Annotated in this window: 16 protein-coding genes and 2 tRNA genes; 11 read left to right on the top strand and 7 right to left on the bottom strand. The window is 74.8% G+C overall.

From position 1 onward, the window contains the following. Positions 1 to 5: 5 nt before the first annotated feature. Positions 6 to 1,091, bottom strand: coding sequence for a phosphotransferase family protein (locus HNR21_RS14245; protein ID WP_182705597.1), 1,086 nt, complete (start codon positions 1,089 to 1,091; stop codon positions 6 to 8). A gap of 388 nt (positions 1,092 to 1,479) precedes the next feature. Between HNR21_RS14245 and HNR21_RS14240 the strand changes: the two genes are divergently transcribed. Then, on the top strand, positions 1,480 to 2,148 hold the full coding sequence (locus tag HNR21_RS14240) for a hypothetical protein (RefSeq protein ID WP_233358974.1): 669 nt from the start codon (positions 1,480 to 1,482) through the stop codon (positions 2,146 to 2,148). 29 nt (positions 2,149 to 2,177) lie between these two features. Here the strand turns inward: HNR21_RS14240 and pdxR are convergent, their stop codons facing one another. Next, complete coding sequence (pdxR, locus tag HNR21_RS14235) at positions 2,178 to 3,575, bottom strand: MocR-like pyridoxine biosynthesis transcription factor PdxR (RefSeq protein WP_182705596.1); 1,398 nt, start codon at positions 3,573 to 3,575, stop codon at positions 2,178 to 2,180. A gap of 71 nt (positions 3,576 to 3,646) precedes the next feature. Here pdxR and HNR21_RS14230 point away from each other — a divergent pair, with 71 nt between their 5' ends. From HNR21_RS14230 to HNR21_RS14210, 5 genes are all read left to right on the top strand, one after another. Beyond that, positions 3,647 to 4,315: a pyridoxamine 5'-phosphate oxidase family protein gene (locus HNR21_RS14230; protein WP_182705595.1), complete on the top strand. Its 669-nt coding sequence runs from the start codon at positions 3,647 to 3,649 to the stop codon at positions 4,313 to 4,315. Positions 4,316 to 4,374: 59 nt separating this feature from the next. Further along, positions 4,375 to 5,310 carry a DUF2510 domain-containing protein gene (locus tag HNR21_RS14225; protein WP_182705594.1) on the top strand — a complete coding sequence of 312 codons (936 nt, stop codon included), beginning with the start codon at positions 4,375 to 4,377 and terminating at the stop codon, positions 5,308 to 5,310. A 56-nt stretch (positions 5,311 to 5,366) separates the two neighbouring features. Next, on the top strand, positions 5,367 to 5,990 hold the full coding sequence (gene orn / locus HNR21_RS14220) for an oligoribonuclease (RefSeq protein ID WP_119727523.1): 624 nt from the start codon (positions 5,367 to 5,369) through the stop codon (positions 5,988 to 5,990). Between the two features lie 67 nt (positions 5,991 to 6,057). After that, positions 6,058 to 6,130, top strand: a tRNA-His gene (locus HNR21_RS14215). Between the two features lie 222 nt (positions 6,131 to 6,352). Further along, positions 6,353 to 6,425 (top strand) — tRNA-Lys (locus HNR21_RS14210). Positions 6,426 to 6,531: 106 nt separating this feature from the next. On the opposite strand, the gene HNR21_RS14205 is transcribed toward HNR21_RS14210, so the two are convergent. Then, positions 6,532 to 8,049 carry an alpha-L-fucosidase gene (locus tag HNR21_RS14205; RefSeq protein WP_182705593.1) on the bottom strand — a complete coding sequence of 506 codons (1,518 nt, stop codon included), beginning with the start codon at positions 8,047 to 8,049 and terminating at the stop codon, positions 6,532 to 6,534. 138 nt (positions 8,050 to 8,187) lie between these two features. Between HNR21_RS14205 and HNR21_RS14200 the strand changes: the two genes are divergently transcribed. Further along, positions 8,188 to 9,363, top strand: a complete 1,176-nt coding sequence (locus tag HNR21_RS14200) for an ADP-ribosylglycohydrolase family protein (RefSeq protein WP_182705592.1) — start codon at positions 8,188 to 8,190, stop codon at positions 9,361 to 9,363. Here HNR21_RS14200 and HNR21_RS14195 read toward each other — a convergent pair. The 4 genes from HNR21_RS14195 to HNR21_RS14180 form a co-directional block, all read right to left on the bottom strand. Next, positions 9,348 to 10,172 carry an SAM-dependent methyltransferase gene (locus HNR21_RS14195; RefSeq protein ID WP_182705591.1) on the bottom strand — a complete coding sequence of 275 codons (825 nt, stop codon included), beginning with the start codon at positions 10,170 to 10,172 and terminating at the stop codon, positions 9,348 to 9,350. The genes HNR21_RS14200 and HNR21_RS14195 overlap by 16 nt on opposite strands. A 404-nt stretch (positions 10,173 to 10,576) precedes the next feature. Further along, positions 10,577 to 11,113, bottom strand: coding sequence for an rRNA adenine N-6-methyltransferase family protein (locus tag HNR21_RS14190; protein WP_182705590.1), 537 nt, complete (start codon positions 11,111 to 11,113; stop codon positions 10,577 to 10,579). A 93-nt stretch (positions 11,114 to 11,206) separates the two neighbouring features. After that, positions 11,207 to 12,457 (bottom strand): sensor histidine kinase, encoded by a 1,251-nt coding sequence (locus HNR21_RS14185; protein WP_312881028.1) that lies wholly within the window; start codon positions 12,455 to 12,457, stop codon positions 11,207 to 11,209. After that, positions 12,454 to 13,110, bottom strand: coding sequence for a response regulator transcription factor (locus HNR21_RS14180; protein ID WP_119727518.1), 657 nt, complete (start codon positions 13,108 to 13,110; stop codon positions 12,454 to 12,456). The genes HNR21_RS14185 and HNR21_RS14180 overlap by 4 nt, the downstream gene beginning before the upstream one ends. A 368-nt stretch (positions 13,111 to 13,478) precedes the next feature. On the opposite strand from HNR21_RS14180, the gene HNR21_RS14175 reads away from it, so the two are divergent. Genes HNR21_RS14175 through HNR21_RS14160 form a run of 4 tightly spaced genes read left to right on the top strand, consistent with a single transcriptional unit; the run spans position 13,479 to position 17,147 of the window. Then, positions 13,479 to 14,024 carry a hypothetical protein gene (locus HNR21_RS14175; RefSeq protein WP_182705589.1) on the top strand — a complete coding sequence of 182 codons (546 nt, stop codon included), beginning with the start codon at positions 13,479 to 13,481 and terminating at the stop codon, positions 14,022 to 14,024. Continuing rightward, positions 14,021 to 15,250, top strand: a complete 1,230-nt coding sequence (locus HNR21_RS35990) for an efflux RND transporter periplasmic adaptor subunit (RefSeq protein ID WP_312881027.1) — start codon at positions 14,021 to 14,023, stop codon at positions 15,248 to 15,250. The genes HNR21_RS14175 and HNR21_RS35990 overlap by 4 nt, the downstream gene beginning before the upstream one ends. Then, positions 15,247 to 15,945, top strand: a complete 699-nt coding sequence (locus tag HNR21_RS14165; RefSeq protein WP_182705588.1) for an ABC transporter ATP-binding protein — start codon at positions 15,247 to 15,249, stop codon at positions 15,943 to 15,945. The genes HNR21_RS35990 and HNR21_RS14165 overlap by 4 nt, the downstream gene beginning before the upstream one ends. Further along, positions 15,942 to 17,147, top strand: coding sequence for an ABC transporter permease (locus tag HNR21_RS14160; protein WP_182705587.1), 1,206 nt, complete (start codon positions 15,942 to 15,944; stop codon positions 17,145 to 17,147). Before HNR21_RS14165 ends, HNR21_RS14160 begins: the two co-directional genes overlap by 4 nt. Positions 17,148 to 17,183 lie beyond the last annotated feature (36 nt).

The following is a 17,183-nucleotide window of genomic DNA, read 5'->3' as shown; positions in this document are numbered from 1 at the left end:
CCGGGTCACCAGGGGGTGCGGGTGTCCAGGATCCGGTGGGCGCGCTCCAGCAGCAGCGGCACCGCGTCCCCGATCTTGTCGAAGCCCTCGCCGACCGTGGCGCCCTGCAGGAAGCGGGCGTGGATGCCCTCCAGGATGACGGCCAGCTTGAAGCAGGCGAACGCGACGTAGAAGTCGATCTGCGACAGGTCGAACCCGGTCATGTCGGCGTACCGCTCGGCGAACTGCCGGCGGGTCAGGAAGCCGGGCGCGGCGGTGACGGTGGCGCCGACCGGGAGCCGGTCGGCGTCGTCGGCCTGCGCCCAGTAGGTCAGCGTGAGGCCGAGGTCCGACAGCGGGTCGCCGAGCGTGGACATCTCCCAGTCCACGACCGCGGCGATGTCGGGCCGCGGCTCCAGCACCGCCAGCGCGTTGTCCAGCCGGTAGTCGCCGTGCACCAGCCCGGACCGGCCGTCGTCGGGCAGCCGTTCGCCGAGCCGCGTCACCAGCCGGTCGTACTCGGGCAGGTCGCGGGTCGCCCCGGTGGCCACGATGGCCTCCCGCGAACGGTCCCACTGCTGGCCCCACCGCTTGAGCTGGCGGGCCATGTACCCGGCGGGGCGGCCGAAGTCGCCGAGCCCGGCGGCCTCCACGTCCACGGTGTGGATGGCGGCCAGCACCTCGGCGAGCCGTTCGCTCAGCTCGCGGGCCTGCTCGGGGGTGACGTCGGCGGCGTCCTCGGCGGTGCGCAGCACCCGCCCGTCGACATGGTCCATCAGGTAGAACCGGGCGCCGATCACCTCCTCGTCCGCGCAGAACGCCAGCGGGTTCGGCACCGGCACCCCGGTCCCGCCGGACAGCGCCGACAGCACCCGGTACTCGCGCGCCATGTCGTGGGCGGTGGGCAGCACGTGCCCGAGCGGGGGCCTGCGCAGCACGATCCGCCGCCCGCCGTCCAGGGTGATCCCGTAGGTCAGATTGGACCGGCCTCCGGCGATCAGCCGTACCGTCTCGATCGGACCGGCGTCCGGCAGCGTCCGCTGCAGCCAGGCCGACAGCCGGGGCACGTCCACCCCGGGAACCTCGGTCGTGCCCGTGCGCGACTCGCTCATGCCGGCCTCCCTCGTCGCGTGCTCGCTCATGGCGAACTATTAGAACGCAACTCGGTTTGCGATGGCGGATCCGGGTGGGCCTTATCGTCCCGTGATGACCGCACCGGTGGACCGTTGGCCACATCCGGTCTCCTCACGGAGCTTTCCCACCACACCGGGCACACCGGCACCACCTGCACCGACGCCCCGTCGGCCGAGGTCATGAGCAACCTGGATATCCCACCGGTTCGGGTGGTTACATGCCACCGGGGCGGATGCCGGCCGCCCTGCCACCACAGGGTCGCGGCGTACCGGAGAACAGGCCTGGCCTGGACTTACCGGTCAGTGTGGGCTAACAACGAAGGATTGAACCTTTCGGGGCCGATCACCCGATTGGGGGGGACGCGCAGTGGCCGACGCATGGCTACCCGGGGCCGGACGCATTCCGGCCCGCCAGGACGGCGGACGTCTGAAAGGAGGTGCTCCCAGGGTCGTCTGGTTCACCAGCGAGAACGACCCGCGGCGGGTCTCGGCCCGCTCGGCGGCCTGTGACCTGGCCCGCCAGGGGCGCCCCCCGCATCTGGTGTGGAACCCGGTGACCGGCGAGATCGTCCAGTTGCTGCCCGTCACCCGGGCCGCCTGCCTGCTGGCCGAACCGGTCCGCGCCGAGGGCCGCGCCTGCGTGCAGATCGTGGTGATCGGGCTGGCCCGTGAACCTTTCACGGCCGGTCCGCTCAACGGCCTGGAGCGCATCATGCGCTGGCTGGACACCTGGTCGGTGCCGCGCCGCTGGCCCGCCGGCCCGCCGCTGCCGTCCCCGCAGTCCTACCACTCGGCCCGGGAGCGCCGCCCGTGGGCGCGCGGCGGGCACTTCGGCGCCTCGCAGGTGCCCGAGTCGATGCTGCCCGACCCGGGCGGCCTGGACGTCCACCGCATCACCGGCGGCGACGCCCCCATGATGGGCGTGCCGCGCCCCCGCCAGCCGGTCGGCGAGCAGACCGATCCCCCCGCCGCACTGATCCCGCACCGGCTGCCCAGGCCCGCCGCCGAGCCGGTGCTGACCCCGGGCGCCGTCTGAGCCCCGGGCCGCCCCTCGGAGGAACGGGGTCACCCCGTCCGGCCGCCGCCCAGTTCGTCGATCAGGGCGCGCACCCGGCGGCAGCCGTCGCGCAGCAGGGCGGCGCGGGTCGCGCCGTAGCCGATCACCAGGCCGGCCGCCGTGGGCGCACCGGCGTAGTGGCGGACCAGCGAGTCCAGCAGCAGGCCCTCCCCCGCGGCCGCGGCCGTCACCCGTTCCGTCAGGTCCCGCGGCAGTTCCACGACCAGGTGCAGGCCCGCGCCCTCGCCCCGCAGCGGCAGCCCGGCGAACGCCTCCACGACCACCGCGCGGCGGCGGGCGTACTCGGCGCGCATCCGGCGGATGTGCCGGTCGAGGTCGCCGCGTTCCAGCAGCAGCCGGACCGCCTCCTGCGGCACCACCGCCGTCCGGTCGCTCAGCTCCAGCCGCCGCCGCGCCACCGCCGCGGCCAGGCCGGGGCGGGCCGCCAGCCAGCCCACCCCGATGTCGGCGGTCAGCCGCTTGGACATGGTGCCCAGGTAGACCACGGTCTCCGGGTCCAGCCCGTACAGCGCGGGCAGCGGGGCCACGTCGAAGCGGAACTCGCCGTCGTAGTCGTCCTCGGCGACCAGCGTCCCGGTCCGCCGCGCCCACGCCAGCAGGGCCTGGCGGCGCGGCACCGGCAGCACCCCGCCGAGCGGGTACTGGTGCGAGGGCGTGGTGTAGATCAGCCGCAGCCCCTCCGGCAGCGCGTCCACCACCAGCCCGTGCTCGTCCACCGGGCACGGCACGACCTCGGCTCCGCGGGCCTCCAGCACGGCGCGGGCCCGCCCGTACCCGGGTTCCTCGACGCCCACCCGGTCGCCGGGCCGCAGCACGGCGGCGGCCAGCATGTCCAGCCCGTTGGTCGCCCCGCGGGTCACCACCACCTGCTCGGGGCGGCAGGTCACACCGCGGGTGCGCCGCATGTGCTCGCACAGGGCGGCGCGCAGCCCGGCCAGTCCCCACGGGTCGGCCCGCCCGCTCGGGGCGATCTCGGCGGCCTGCCGCCAGGCGCGGCGCCAGGCGGGGGTGTTCAGGTCGCCGACCCACGGGATGCCGGGACGCAGGTCGACGCACCCGTCGGGCGGCGCGTCGGCGAAGGCCGCGTCCACCGGGACCGGCCCCGCGGCGGGCGCGGGGTCCGGGTGCACGTCGGCGACGTACGTGCCCGAGCCGTGCCGCCCCTCCAGCCAGCCTTCGGCGTACAGCTGGGCGTACGCCTCCATCACGACGGTGCGGCTGACGCCCAGCGCGGCGGCCAGGGTCCGGCTGCCCGGCAGCCGTTCGCCCGCGGCCAGCGCGCCGTCCCGGATCGCCGCCCGCAGCCGCGCGGTGAGCTGGGCGGTCAGCGGTTCGGCGGCGGACCGGTCGAGGGGCAGCGGCAGGTCGGCGGCGGCGAGGGGCATCGAAGTGGTCTTTCGATATCGGCGGAAAGTGGCTCTGGGGAGGATGCCACTGCCCGCCTAGCGTACGGGGCATGAGCCAGCCAGCACTGTCCTCCACTCCCCGCACCGAACTGCGCCGGGGCCGGGCCCGCGGCGTGTCCGACCGGAACGCGCTGTACGAGGTGCTCGACGCCGGCATGATCTGCCACCTCGGCGTCGTCGTGGACGGCACGCCCCGGGTGATCCCCACCGCCTACGGCCGCATCGGCGACGTCCTCTACGTGCACGGCTCCACCGGGGCGCGGAGCCTGCGGGACGCCCCCGCCCAGGACGTCTGCGTGACCGTCACCCATCTGGACGGGATCGTGCTGGGCAGGTCGGTGTTCCACCACTCGGTGAACTACCGCTGCGCGATGATCTACGGCACGCCCCGGCTCGTCACCGACCCCGACGAGGTGCTCGCCGGGCTGCGGGCCATCATCGAACGGCTGGCGCCCGGCCAGTGGGACGCGGCCCGGCGGCCCACCCGCAAGGAACTGGCGGCCACCGCGGTGGTGGCGATCCCGCTGGACGAGGCGTCGGTCAAGATCCGCCAGGGCCCGCCCGTCGACGAGGAGGACGACTACTCCCTGGACGTGTGGGCGGGGGTGGTGCCGGTCCGCCAGGTGCTCGGCGAGCCCGTGCCGGACCCGCTGCTGCCTCCCGGAATCCCGGTGCCCCGGCATGTCGCCGCCCTGGCCACCACCGGCGACCTGCGATGATGGTCCGTTTTCGGGAACGGGTGACCGGTTTGTAATGTACGCCGCATAACCTCGGCGCCATGAGCGGCCAGACTCCGGCGGGCTGGTACGCCGATCCGTACGGCATGCCCGGCCTGCGTTACTGGGACGGCAGCCAGTGGACCGAGGCCACCCGCCCCGCCGACGACGCACCGTCCCCTCCGTTCGCCCCGTACCAGGGCGGGACGACGCCACCGCCCTGGACGGCGCCGGTCAAGGAACAGCGCGGCAACACCGCGCTGGTGGCGGTGCTGGCCGGGGGCGGCGTGGTGGCGGTCGTCCTCATCGTGCTGGTCGCCCTGTTCGCCACCGGCGTGCTGGGCGGCGACGACTCCGGGACGACGGCCGCAGGCCCCGGCCGGACCGCCCCCGCGCCTTCGGCCACGACCGGGCCCTCCTCCTCCCCGTCCGCCACGTCCCCGGTGGCCGGCACGATCACCGACCGGGAGGCCGGCATCTCCTACGCGCGGCTGGGCGGCAAGTGGCAGGCCGACCCCATCAGCAAGGAGAGCTTCGTCTACCAGATCTACGGCATGCGCCAGGGCCAGTCCGCCGTCGTCCAGGAGAACTACGACAAGCAGGGCGGGGCGTACGTGGCGTCGGTGTACTCCGGGCCGCTGCCGAAGGAGGTGCCGTACGAGGGCGCCGACGACCTGGCGACGGCCGCCAACATGTTCGCCCGCACCATCGTCTCCACCCCCGGGCAGTACGCCAGCTACCCCTCGCCGCACGGCACCCAGGAACTGGAGGCCGCGCCCCGCGAGATCGACGGGCACGACGCGTACCTGGTCAAGCTGAAGCTGACGTTCCCGCAGGCGCAGACCCAGGGCTGGAACTTCACCTCCGAGACGGTGGTGGTGATCCTCATCGACCGGGGCGAGGACGAACGACCCGCCGTGCTGTGGATGAGCATGCCCGACAGTCACCCCCACGGCGGCGACCTCGACCAGGTGATCGGCTCGGTCAAGGTGCTGTGAGCGGCGGCCCGCCCGGTGCGGGCCCGCCCCGCCCCCGGGCGGATTAGGGTTGAGCCATGAACGACCTGTTGGTGTGGGCAGATTGCGAGATGACCGGCCTCGACCTGCGCAGGGACGCGCTGGTGGAGATCGCCGTCCTGGTCACGGACAGCGAACTCAACATCCTCGACGCGGGCGTGGACGTGGTGATCAAGCCGCCCGAGGAGGCCCTCGCGCAGATGTCCAAGGTCGTCCGCGACATGCACACCGCCTCCGGCCTGCTGGAGGCGCTGCCCGGCGGGGTGTCGGTCGGCGAGGCCGAGGACATGGTGCTGACCTACCTGCGCACCCATGTCCGCGACCCGCGCAAGGCCCCGCTGTGCGGCAACTCCATCGCCACCGACCGGTCGTTCATCGCGCGTGACATGCCCGCCCTCGACGCCCACCTGCACTACCGGATGGTGGACGTGTCCTCCATCAAGGAACTGGCCCGCCGCTGGTACCCCCGCGCCTACTTCGCCAGCCCGCAGAAGACCGGCGGCCACCGCGCCCTGGCCGACATCACCGAGAGCATCCGCGAGCTGCGCTACTACCGCCGCGCCATCTTCGTCCCCGAGCCCGGTCCGGACACCGACACCGCCCGCGCCGTGGCCGCCGAGGTGGTCGCCGCCTCCGCCGCCCCGTCCCCGCAGAACGGGTAGCCGCCCCCGCGCGCGAACACCCCCCGAAAGCCGCTACACTTCTCTAGGCCGGTTCAACCGGCACGCGGTGGGTGTAGCTCAGTCGGCAGAGCACCAGGTTGTGGTCCTGGGTGTCGGGGGTTCAAGTCCCCTCACTCACCCTCACTGGGCGACCAGCAAGGCCCCGGTCACCGATGCGGTGACCGGGGCCTTGGTCGTTGTGCGGCTCCTTCCGCCCACCGGCCGGCCGGCGGCGCGGCGGCCGGCTCGAGGCCGGGCGACGGCCGGCCCGCCGAGCCCCCGTCAACCGATTCGCGTAGCCCGCTCCCTGCTGATAAAGTTCCTGACGTCGCGAGCGAGAGGCACCGCCTCCCACCCGACGAGCGCCGTTAGCTCAATTGGCAGAGCAGCGGACTCTTAATCCGCGGGTTCGGGGTTCGAGTCCCTGACGGCGCACCCGCCATACGAGAGGCAGGCACGAGAGATCGTGCCTGCCTCTCGTCGTTTCACGGCTCTCCCAGGCCGGTCCTGTCGTCGTTCCTTTGCGCAGGCGCCGGGCGGGCTACAGGGGGCGGGGGCGCGAGGTGCGGGAGCCGCAGTCCAGTTCGCTGATCACGGCGGGGGCGCCGCCGGCGGTGGCCAGGGCCTCCAGGCGCAGGTAGCGGGCGGTGGTGGGGCGGAAGGCGGCGAGTTTGAGGGTGTGGTCGGCGGGCCATTCGCCCCGGGCGACGGTGCGGAAGGACGTGCCGTCGGTGCTCGCCGTGATGCGGTAGGCGGTGATGTCGCCCTCGGTGTTGAAGTCCTCCAGGACGTAGTCGTTCCTGGTGTCCTGGCGCGGCAGGTAGGTGAGGGCGTCGATGCCGGTGTGGACGCGGCCCAGGTCGAGGGTGACCGCCTGGGGGGCGTGCACGGTGGGCGGGGCCGCCGAGGTCCAGAGGGTCTGGTCGGCCTGGCCGTTCCAGCCGAAGTCGCTGTGGCCGTCGATGGCGGGCAGCGGGTCGCCGCTGGTGGCGGTGACGGCCGCCGGGGTGAGCGGATGGGCGATCGCGGCGGGCTGGGGCGGCAGCGGGGGGCGGGTGCGGTCGGGGCGCCAGCGGCGGCCCACCTCGTGGAGCGTCCGCACGACGGTGTCGTCCAGCAGGCCCTGCGGGTTGGGCGGGCAGTTCAGGATGAACGTGCAGTAGCGGGGCTCGAGGACCTTGAGGTGTCCGTCGACGATCTGCTCCACGGTGAGGAGATCCGCGGGGGTCGACGGGTGCCAGAACCAGCCCGCGGGGGCGATGGTCTGCCCCTGGGTGGCGGCGTAGGTGTTGCCGGGCGGGCAGAACACGCCGCCCTTGGTCTCCTCGATGAACAGCAGGTCCGAGTGCCAGGGGACGCTCAGCCCGTTCAGGTCCAGCACCAGGCAGTCGGGCTGCAGGGCGGCGATGTGCGCGCGGATCTCCGGCCAGGGCAGGGTGCGGTGGCCGAACGCCCAGTGCCAGGCCCAGCCGTCGAGGATCAGCAGCGGGATCGGGCCGTAGCCGGTGAGGAGTTCGGTGAGCTGGGCCTTGACGAAGTCGATCATCCGGCGGGTGATGGGCGGGCGGTCGTCGAAGCCGGCCGGGCCGACGCCGTTCGTGCGGTCCCAGATGGAGAAGTACAGGCAGGGCGCCAGTCCCCGGGAGCGGAACGCGCGCACGTACTCGCCGACCACGTCCCGGCGGACCGGGCTGCTCGCCACCGAGTAGGCGGTGTGCCGGGACGGCCACAGGCAGAACCCGTCGTGGTGCTTGGCGGTGAGCACCCCGAACCGCATCCCGGCGGCCCTGGCGGCGTCCGCCCACTGACCGCAGTCCAGTTCCGCGGGCGTGAACGACATCGGGTCCCGGAACGGCTCCACCCATTCGGCGTCGTGGAATGTCCCCATGTTGAAGTGCAGGAACATTCCGAAACGCCAGTCGACGATCCGGCTCTGCAGGAAATGGCGCCGGCCGCGGGAGCCGGCGGCGGCGGGCGGGGCCGCCGGGAACGGCAGACCGGCGGCCACCGCGGCGGCGCCCAGCAGACTGCGGCGGGACGGCGAGAAGGGCTCGGGCATGGTGTCCTCTCGGGGGCGGGACGTCGGAACACCGGCCGGGGAGACATAATCGAAGCGCTTCGACACCGAAGCGTAGATCGCGCGTCGCGCCCGCACAATGGCCGCCCGGTAAGCGCGGGCCGTATTACAGTGACCGGAATGCCGGACACCACGCACCCGCACCCCGACCGGATCCTGGGATGCCTGCTCGGCGGTGCGATCGGGGACGCGCTCGGGGCGCCGGTCGAACGGCTGTCCCTCGGCGACATCCACCGCCGGTACGGCCGTGACGGGATCCGCGGGTACGTGGGCAGGCCCGGCTCGCGGGGCGCGATCACCGCCGGCACCCAGCTGACGCTGTTCACCGCGCACGCGCTGGTGCAGTCGTCGGTGCGGGCCCGGGCGCGCGGCATCGGCGGCGCCGCCACCGGCATCCTGCAGGCCACCTACCTGACCTGGCTGAACGGGCAGTCCCGGGAGACGACGCCGCAGCCGTTCCGGCTCGGCGGGTGGCTGGCGGCCGAGCCCGCGATGACCGAACGCCGCAAACCGCCCCGGTCCTGCCTGTCGGCGCTGGACAGGGCGGCGGCGCGCCGCGACCCCGGCCGTCCGCTGGGCACCCCGGAGCAGCCGATCAACGACTCCAAGGGCTGCGGCGCGGTGGTCCGCACCGCCCCGTGCGGGTTCGGGACCTCCTCCCCCGAGGCGGCGTTCGAGCTCGGCTGCCGGGCGGCGGCGCTCACCCACGGCCACCCGAGCGGCCATCTGCCGGCGGGGGTGCTGGCGGCCACGGTGTGGGGGCTGGTCCGCGGCAGGCCGCTCACCACGGCCCTCGAGGAGGCGTGCGAACTGCTCCGCCGCCGCGACGGGCACGAGGAGACCGCGACCGCGATCGAGGCCGCCGTCGACCTGGCCGCGCAGGGCCCCTCCACCCCGGAACGGGTCGAGTCCCTGGGCGGCGGCTGGACCGGCGAGCAGGCCCTCGCCAGCGCGCTCTACGTGGTGCTGCGCGCCGAGGACGACGTTCCCGAGCTCCCGGAGGGAGGGTGGCATCCGGACCCGCGTCCGGTCCGCGTCGCGACCCATGCCCTGCTGCGGTCGGTGAACCACTCCGGCGACAGCGACTCGGTCGGCTCGATCACCGGCAACCTGCTCGGCGCCCGCTACGGCGGCCAGGTGTTCCCCGGCCACTGGCAGGCCGGCCTGGAGGTCCGCCACACGGTGGTCCAGATGGCCGCCGACTGCGCCCTGGAGTTCGGCATGAGCCCGCCCACCGAGCCCGACGGGTACGGCACCCCCGCCATGGACTGGCTGCTGCGCTACCCCGAGGCCTGACCGGGGCCCGACAGGGCGACGCCGGCGTACATGAGGACCTGGGCGGGGGGCCTGACCGGGCCGGTGGAACGCCACTGGCTGGTGGCGACCAGGCCCGGCTCGACCAGGCGGAAGTCGCCGAAGAACGCCGCTATCTCCGCCCGGGTGCGGGGGACCAGGGGGATCCCGGTCTCCCGGGTGAACAGCTCGGCGGCCCGGCGGGCGCCGGCGCCCGCCAGGTCGGCGGCCAGATGCGACACCAGCAGGGCGCTGCCGGGGGCGAGCGCGTCGCGCAGCTCGGCCATGACCTCCCGCGGGCGGTCGTCGTCGGCCAGGTGGTGCAGCACCGACGACAGCACGACCGCGACGGGCCGGTCCAGGTCCAGCAGCGGCAGGTCCGCCAGCAGCTCCCGGGGGCGGGTCAGGTCGCCCGGGGCGACCCGGACCTCGTCGCCGCCGGCCAGCAGGGCACGGGCGTGGGCGAGCACGATCGGGTCCCGGTCGACGTAGACGACCCGGACGCCGGGCGCCTGGCGGCCGGCGATCCGGTGGACGTCGTCGTGGCCGGGCAGCCCGCAGCCGATGTCGAGGAACTGCCGCAGCCCCGCGGACGCCAGCCAGCGCACCGCCCGGCCGACGAACGCCCGGTTCTCCCGGGCGGCCACGGCCAGCCGCGGCTGCAGCCGCAGCATCCGGTCGGCCAGGTCCCGGTCGTCCTGGTAGTTGTCCTTGCCGTCGAGCAGGTAGTCGTAGACGCGGGCGGCGCTGGCCCGGTGCGCCGGAGGGCGCCCGCCGTGCACGGACCGGCCGTGACCGGTCAGGTCGTCCACGGACATCACCGGCCGACCCGTCCGGTGTCCGGCCACCGCCGGTCCCGGCCGATGCCGGAGGCGGCCGGCCGATCCTTCGCTGACATCCTCACCTCGCCCCGTCCCGGTACGGCGCGTCGCACCGGAGATTACCGACGATAGACGGGTCTGGTCAGTAAATGGTCAGACCGCCGGGAAAGACGCCCGGCGGCCGGACCGCGCTCCGCGGCGACCCGGCTGGTGACGGGGCCGTTACCGGGGCGCATCGGCCACTTGCGGCCATCCGGCGGCGCGCGCCGGCGGTGACCGATACCGGCCGCACCGGCTACCGGACCGGACGGACCGGCCGGCCTCGGGGCGGTGACCGGCTACCGGACCGGGCGGACCGGCCGGCCTCGGGGCGATGATCGGCGTCCGCGGGGCCGTCAGCGACGGCGCACGACGAGGACGGCCGAGTCGACCCTCGGCGGCGGCCGGAACGCCCGGCGCGGCAGCGGCCGGCCTGCGGTGAGGATCCAGCGTCCCCGTCCGGCGTCGGCACGGCGGCCTTCGGTGTAGCGGCGGACCACGGCGCGCGGCAGCACCAGATCCGCGGCGACCAGCCGGGACCGCGGGGCGAGCAGCATGTCCAGCAGCGGGCTGGAGATCCCGTAGGGCGGGCTGGCGACCACATGGAACGGCCGCTCGGGCAGCCGCAGCGCCAGCGCGTCGGTCTGCACCACCGTGACGGGCGCGTCCGCGAAGCGTTCACGCAGCGCGCGGGCGCGGCCGGGATGCAGTTCCACCGCGATGACGCGGGCCCCGGCGGCCACCAGGTGCGCGGTCAGCTCACCGCGCCCGGCCCCGATGTCCAGCACGAGCTGCCCGGGGCGCACACCGGCGCCGGCGACGATCCGCGCGGCCCATTCGTCAGTGAGCGGGTGCCATCCCCACGCCCGTCGCGACCGCCCGGAGGCGGGCACGGCGGATCACCATGAACATCATCGTCATGCGGGCCACGCTAGGCGCCGGGCTCTGCTCCGGGCAAAAGGTTTTCGGCGGAAGGCGCAGGCTCCCTAGGTCCCCGGTCCCGCCGCCTCGGCACCGGGGGCGGGCAGGACGACGGTCACGGTCAGCCCGCCCCCGTCGCGGGGGCGGGCGGTGACCTGCCCGCCGTGGGCCTGTACGACGGACCGGACGATGGACAGTCCCAGTCCGGCGCCCTTGGCGGTGACCAGCCGGTCGCCGTCCAGCCGGCGGAACGGCTCGAACAGGGTGGGCACCTCGTAGCCGGGGATGACGGGACCGGTGTTGGTCACCGTCAGCTCGGCCCGGCCGTCCTCGCGGGTGCGGCTGGCGACGTGGACCCGGCCGGAGCCGTCGCCGGTGTTGTGCCGGATGCCGTTCTCCACCAGGTTCTGCACCATCCGTTCCAGCAGCAGCGCGTTCCCGGAGGTGACGGCCTCGCCGGGCTCGTGGTGCACGGTGACGTCCGCCTTGTGCGCCTCGCCCTCGGTCTGCGCGACGACGTGGGCGACGATGTCGGCCAGGTCGACCACGGCCCGCTCGGTGATCTCCTTCTCCGAACCGGCGAGCAGCAGCAGCCCGCTGATCAGCTTCTCGTGCCGCAGGTTGATCTGCAGCAGGTCCTCGCCGAGCCGCCGCACGTCCGGCGACGCCGACGGGCGGTGCATGGCCATCTCCACCAGGGCGCGGCCGAGGGTGAGCGGGGTGCGCAGCTCGTGCGAGGCGTTGGCGACGAACCGGCGCTGCCCGTCGAACGACCGGTCCAGCCGCTCCACCATCGCGTCGAAGGCGTCGGCGAGCCGTTTGACCTCGTCGTCGGGGCCGCGCAGGGCGATCCGCTCGTGCAGGCCGCGGTCGGCGGCCGGCGCCCCGGCGATCCGCAGGGCGGTCTCGGTGACCCGGTGCAGCGGGGCCAGCACCCGGCCGGCGATCAGCCAGCCCAGGCCGGTCGCCACCCCGCCGACCACGGTGAGCGCGATGGCGCCCTGCCCGAGCAGCGTGGTCACGGCGGCGTCGCGCAGCCGGTCGTTCTGCCGCTGCCGCCACCGCTCGGCCGCCGCCCCGGTGAGCACGTCGCCGTCCGGGGTGAACATGAACTTCTGCGGGACCGGCCCGGACGGAGCGGGAGGCTGCGTCGACTGGACGAGCTGGCCGACGATCAGCCGCCCGGGCCGGTCGAGCTGCTGCCCGAACAGCACGTACGTGACGCCCAGCAGCACCATGCCGGCGACCAGGAACAGGCCGCCGTACACCAGGGTGAGCCGGGTCCGCAGGGAGATGCGGCGCAGGCGCGGTCTCACCGGATCCGGTACCCCTCTCCGGTGACGGTCTCGACGACCGGCGGGTCGCCGAGCTTGCGGCGCAGCTTGTGCACCGTGAGCCGGACGGCCCCGGTGAACGGATCGGCGTTCTCGTCCCACACCTTCTCCAGCAGTTCCTCGGCGGAGACCAGGGCGCCGTCCGCGCGCAGCAGTTCGGCCAGCACCGCGAACTCCTTGCGGGACAGCGGCACGTACCGGCCGTCGCGGAACACCTCGCGGCGCGCCGGGTCCAGGGTGATGCCGGCGCGGCGCAGCACCGGCGGCGCCGCGGGCCTGGCCCGCCGCCCGAGCGCCTGCACCCGGGCGGCCAGCTCGGCGAACGCGAACGGCTTGGTGAGGTAGTCGTCGGCGCCCAGCCCCAGCCCCGCCACCCGGTCGGTGACCTCGGCGGCGGCGGTCAGCATCAGCACCCGGGCCGCCGACCCGCCCGCCACCAGCTCACGGCACACGTCGTCGCCGTGCACACGGGGCAGCGAACGGTCCAGCACCACCACGTCGTAGTCGTTGACGCCCACCCGCTCCAGCGCGGCCTCCCCGTCGTGGGCCAGGTCCACGGCGTGCGCCTCGTTCCGCAGCCACTCGGCGATCGCGTCGGCGAGCAGCGGCTCGTCCTCCACCACCAACACCCTCACGCGTGCCTCCTGTGGGGGGACGACCCCCCACACCCCCCGCGGGCGGATCCGGGCATCCTCGCCGGCCCGTCCTGCGCTCGCCTGGCGGCTCGCTCCGGACGGGCCGGCTGCGGTGCCCGGACCGCTCAGGTGAACCGCCGCTCCGCTGGCGCTCCGCGGCGGTTCACCTGTGTGGGGTCTGCCCCTGGTTGCTGTGGAAGTTCTGGGGGCTCCGCCCCCAGAGCCCCGGTCGGATTGTCGGGTCGATGGTCGCAAGGGGGGTGTTTCGTCGGTGTTAGGAAGCGTGGAAACGTCGGGGAAACGGGGGGTTCCGTTGCATGGCTCTCGCGGGCCGGAGTGGCCGGTCGGCGTGAGCGAAGGAGAGAGCGATGCGACGGTGGACGCGTGGGGCGCTGGCGGGGGTGCCGTTGGCGCTGGTGCTGGCGCTCGGCGGGTGCGGGTCGGACGGCGACGGCGGCGGGGTGGCCACCGCCGGTGGGGACAAGAACGCGGGCGGCGGCGGTGGAGGGGGTGAGCAGCTCAGCCCGGACGAGCGGAATCTGAAGTTCGTCCAGTGCCTGCGCGAGCACGGGCTCAAGGTGGACGACCCCGAGCCGGGCAAGGGCGTGATGCTCAAGTTCGGGCCGAACAGCGGGGTCGACCGGGCCACCGTGGAGAAGGCCATGCAGGCGTGCCGCAGGTACGCCCCCCAGCAGATGCAGTCGGCGAACCCGCAGCAGCAGGAGAACGCGCGCAAGTACGCCGCCTGCATGCGCGAGAACGGGGTGGAGGCGTTCCCCGACCCCGAGCCCGGCCAGATGGGCATCCGGATCACCCCGGAGGTCGGTGAGGACCCCGACTTCGAGAAGGCGCAGCAGGCGTGCCGGGACATCCTGCCCGGGGGCGGGCCGCAGGGCGGCGGAGGCGGACGGTGACCGCGCAGGAGGAGCTGAGCAAGGGCGCTCCGGCGGAGCCGGGCACGGGCGTTGCAGCGGAGCCGGGCGAGGGTGCTGCGATGGAGCCCGGCGAGGAGGGCCGGGAGGAGGCGGGCGTGGTGCCCGCGGGTGAGCGGCGGTCCCGGCGGCGCAGGGGCCGGCGGGGACGGCGGGTCGCGGTGGCGGCGGCCGTCGTGGTGGCCGGGGGGATCGCGGCGGCGGCCGTCGTGGCTGCGGGCGGCGGGGGCTCGCCGGGCGGAACGGCGGCGGGGGCGCTGCCGCCGGCGACCGCGAAGGTCACCCGGCAGACGCTGGCCGACACCCGGGACGCCGACGGGCAACTGGGATACGGGCCGGCCCGCACGGCGGGCAGCCGGGCGCGCGGGACGCTGACCTGGCTGCCGGACAGCGGTGACCGGGTCACCCGGGGCAGGTCGCTGTTCGAGGTGGACGGCGACCCGGTGACGTTGATGTACGGATCGATGCCCGCGTACCGGACGCTGCAGTCGGGGATGGAGGGCAGGGACGTCCGCCAGTTGGAGACGAACCTGCGCAGGCTCGGCTACGACGGGTTCACCGTGGACGACGAGTACACCGCCGACACCGCCGACGCGGTCGCCGAGTGGCAGGACGACCGGGGCCTGCCCGAGACGGGGACCGTTCCGCTGGGCCAGGTGGTGTTCGCCGACGGGGCGGTCCGGATCGAGGCGCTGGAGGCCGCCGTCGGGGATCCGGTGCAGCCCGGCGGCCGGGTGCTGTCGTACACCGGCACCGACAAGGCGGTGACGGTGGAGCTGGAGGCCGCCGACCGGCGGCTGGCCGAGAAGGGCGCGAAGGTCGAGATCACGTTGCCCGACGAGCGCACCGTGGCGGGCCGGGTCACCGAGGTCTCCACGGTGATCGAGCCCGGCGAGGGCGAGGGCGACGAGTCGCAGACCATGATCGAGGTGATCGTCGAGCTGACCGGCGAGGAGGCGCAGCAGGCCGCCGACGAGTACGCCCTGGCGGCGGTGGACGTGACGTTCACCGCCGAGACCAAGGAGAACGTGCTGACCGTCCCGGTGGCGGCGCTGCTGGCGCTGCGCGAGGGCGGCTTCGGCCTGGAGGTCGTGCGCGGCGGCACGACGACCCTGGTGCCGGTGCGGACCGGGCTGTTCGCCGACGGCCGGGTGGAGGTCTCCGGGAACGGCATCGCCGAGGGCACCGTCGTGGGGATGCCGAAATGATCGAGCTGACCGACGTGACCAGGTCCTATCCGGGCGGGGTCACCGCGCTGGCCGGGGTGTCGCTGCGCATCGCCCGCGGCGAGCTGGTGGCCGTCGTGGGCCCGTCCGGGTCGGGCAAGTCCACCATGCTCAACGTGCTCGGCACGCTGGACCGGCCGACCTCCGGCACGGTGCGGATCGACGGGTACGACGTGGCGGAGCTGTCGGACGCCGAGCTGTCGGCGCTGCGGGCCACCCGGATCGGGTTCGTGTTCCAGCACTTCCACCTGGCGGCGGGCGTTCCGGCGCTGGACAACGTGGCGGACGGGCTGCTGTACACCGGGCTGCGGCGGGCCGAGCGCCGGCGGCGGGCCGCGGCGGCGCTGCGCCGGGTCGGGCTCGGCCACCGGCTGGACCACGAGCCGCACGAGCTGTCCGGCGGGGAGCGCCAGCGGGTCGCCATCGCCCGGGCGGTGGCGGGCGAGCCGCCGCTGCTGCTGGCCGACGAGCCGACCGGCGCGCTGGACTCGGCGTCCGGGGCGGGGGTGATGGACCTGCTGCGGGAACTGCACGCGGCGGGCACCACCGTGGTGATCATCACCCATGACCGGGAGATCGCCGCGAGCCTGCCCCGGCAGGTGCGGATGCGCGACGGGCGGGTCGTGAAAGACACGGCGGACACGGCCGATGCGGCCCTGTCGGGGGCGGGCCGGTGACCGCCACGGAACTGCGCCCGGCCCGGCTGTGGCCGGGCGACGTGGTGCGGGTCGGCGCGGTGGGGCTGCGCACCCGGCCGCTGCGGGCGTTCCTGTCGGCGCTGGGCATCGCGATCGGCATCGCCGCGATGGTGGCGGTGGTGGGGATCTCCTCGTCCTCGCGGGCCGAACTGGACCGGACGCTGGCGTCGCTGGGCACCAACCTGCTGACCGTCGCGCCGGGCACCACGCTGACCGGCGGGCAGGCCCGGCTGCCGCTGGAGGCCGAGGCGATGGTCGGCCGGATCGCGCCCGTGCAGGCGGTGTCGGCGATCGGCCGGATCCCGGACGCCAAGGTCTACCGCACCGGCCGGATCCCCGAGACGGACACCGGCGGGATCGCGGCCTACGCCGCCCGCACCGACCTGCCCGCCGTCACCGGGGCGCGGCTGCGCGGCGGCGCCTGGCTGAACGAGGCCACCGGCCGCTACCCGGCGACGGTGCTGGGGGCAAAGGCGGCCGAGCGGCTGGGCATCGGGAAGGCCGGCCCGGACGCGCAGGTGCTGATCGGCGGCGAGTGGTTCACCGTGGTCGGGGTGCTGGAGCCCGCCCCGCTGGCCCCCGAACTGGACAGCGCGGCGCTGGTCGGCTGGCCGGTGGCGGAGGAGCGGCTGGCGTTCGACGGGCACGCGACCACCGTCTACACCCGTTCGGCGGACGCCCACGTGGAGGACGTGAGCGCGGTGCTGGGCGCGACCGCCAACCCGGAGGCGCCGAACGAGGTGGAGGTGTCGCGCCCCTCGGACGCGCTGGCGGCGCGGCAGGCCGCGGGCGAGGCGTTCACCGGGCTGCTGCTGGGCGTGGGCGCGGTGGCGCTGCTGGTCGGCGGGGTCGGGGTGGCCAACACGATGGTGATCTCGGTGCTGGAGCGGCGCGCGGAGATCGGGCTGCGCCGGTCGCTGGGGGCCACCCGGGGGCAGATCCGCCTGCAGTTCCTGGCCGAGTCGCTGCTGCTGTCGGCGCTCGGCGGGATGGGCGGGGCGCTGATCGGGGCGCTGGTCACCGTGGGGTTCGCGGCCTCGCGGGACTGGCCCGCGGTCGTCCCGGCATGGGCGGTGCTGGGCGGGGTGGCCGCGACGGTGCTGATCGGGGCGCTGGCGGGGCTGTATCCGGCGCTCCGGGCGGCCCGGCTGTCGCCCACGGAGGCGCTGGCCGCCCCGTGACCGCGGGATCGCGGGGGCCGTCCGGTGACCATCGGA

The sequence above is a fragment of the Thermomonospora cellulosilytica genome (genome assembly GCF_014138835.1).
GTDB classification, from domain to species: Bacteria; Actinomycetota; Actinomycetes; order Streptosporangiales; family Streptosporangiaceae; genus Thermomonospora; species Thermomonospora amylolytica.
This window is presented reverse-complemented; position numbering and strand designations above follow the sequence as displayed.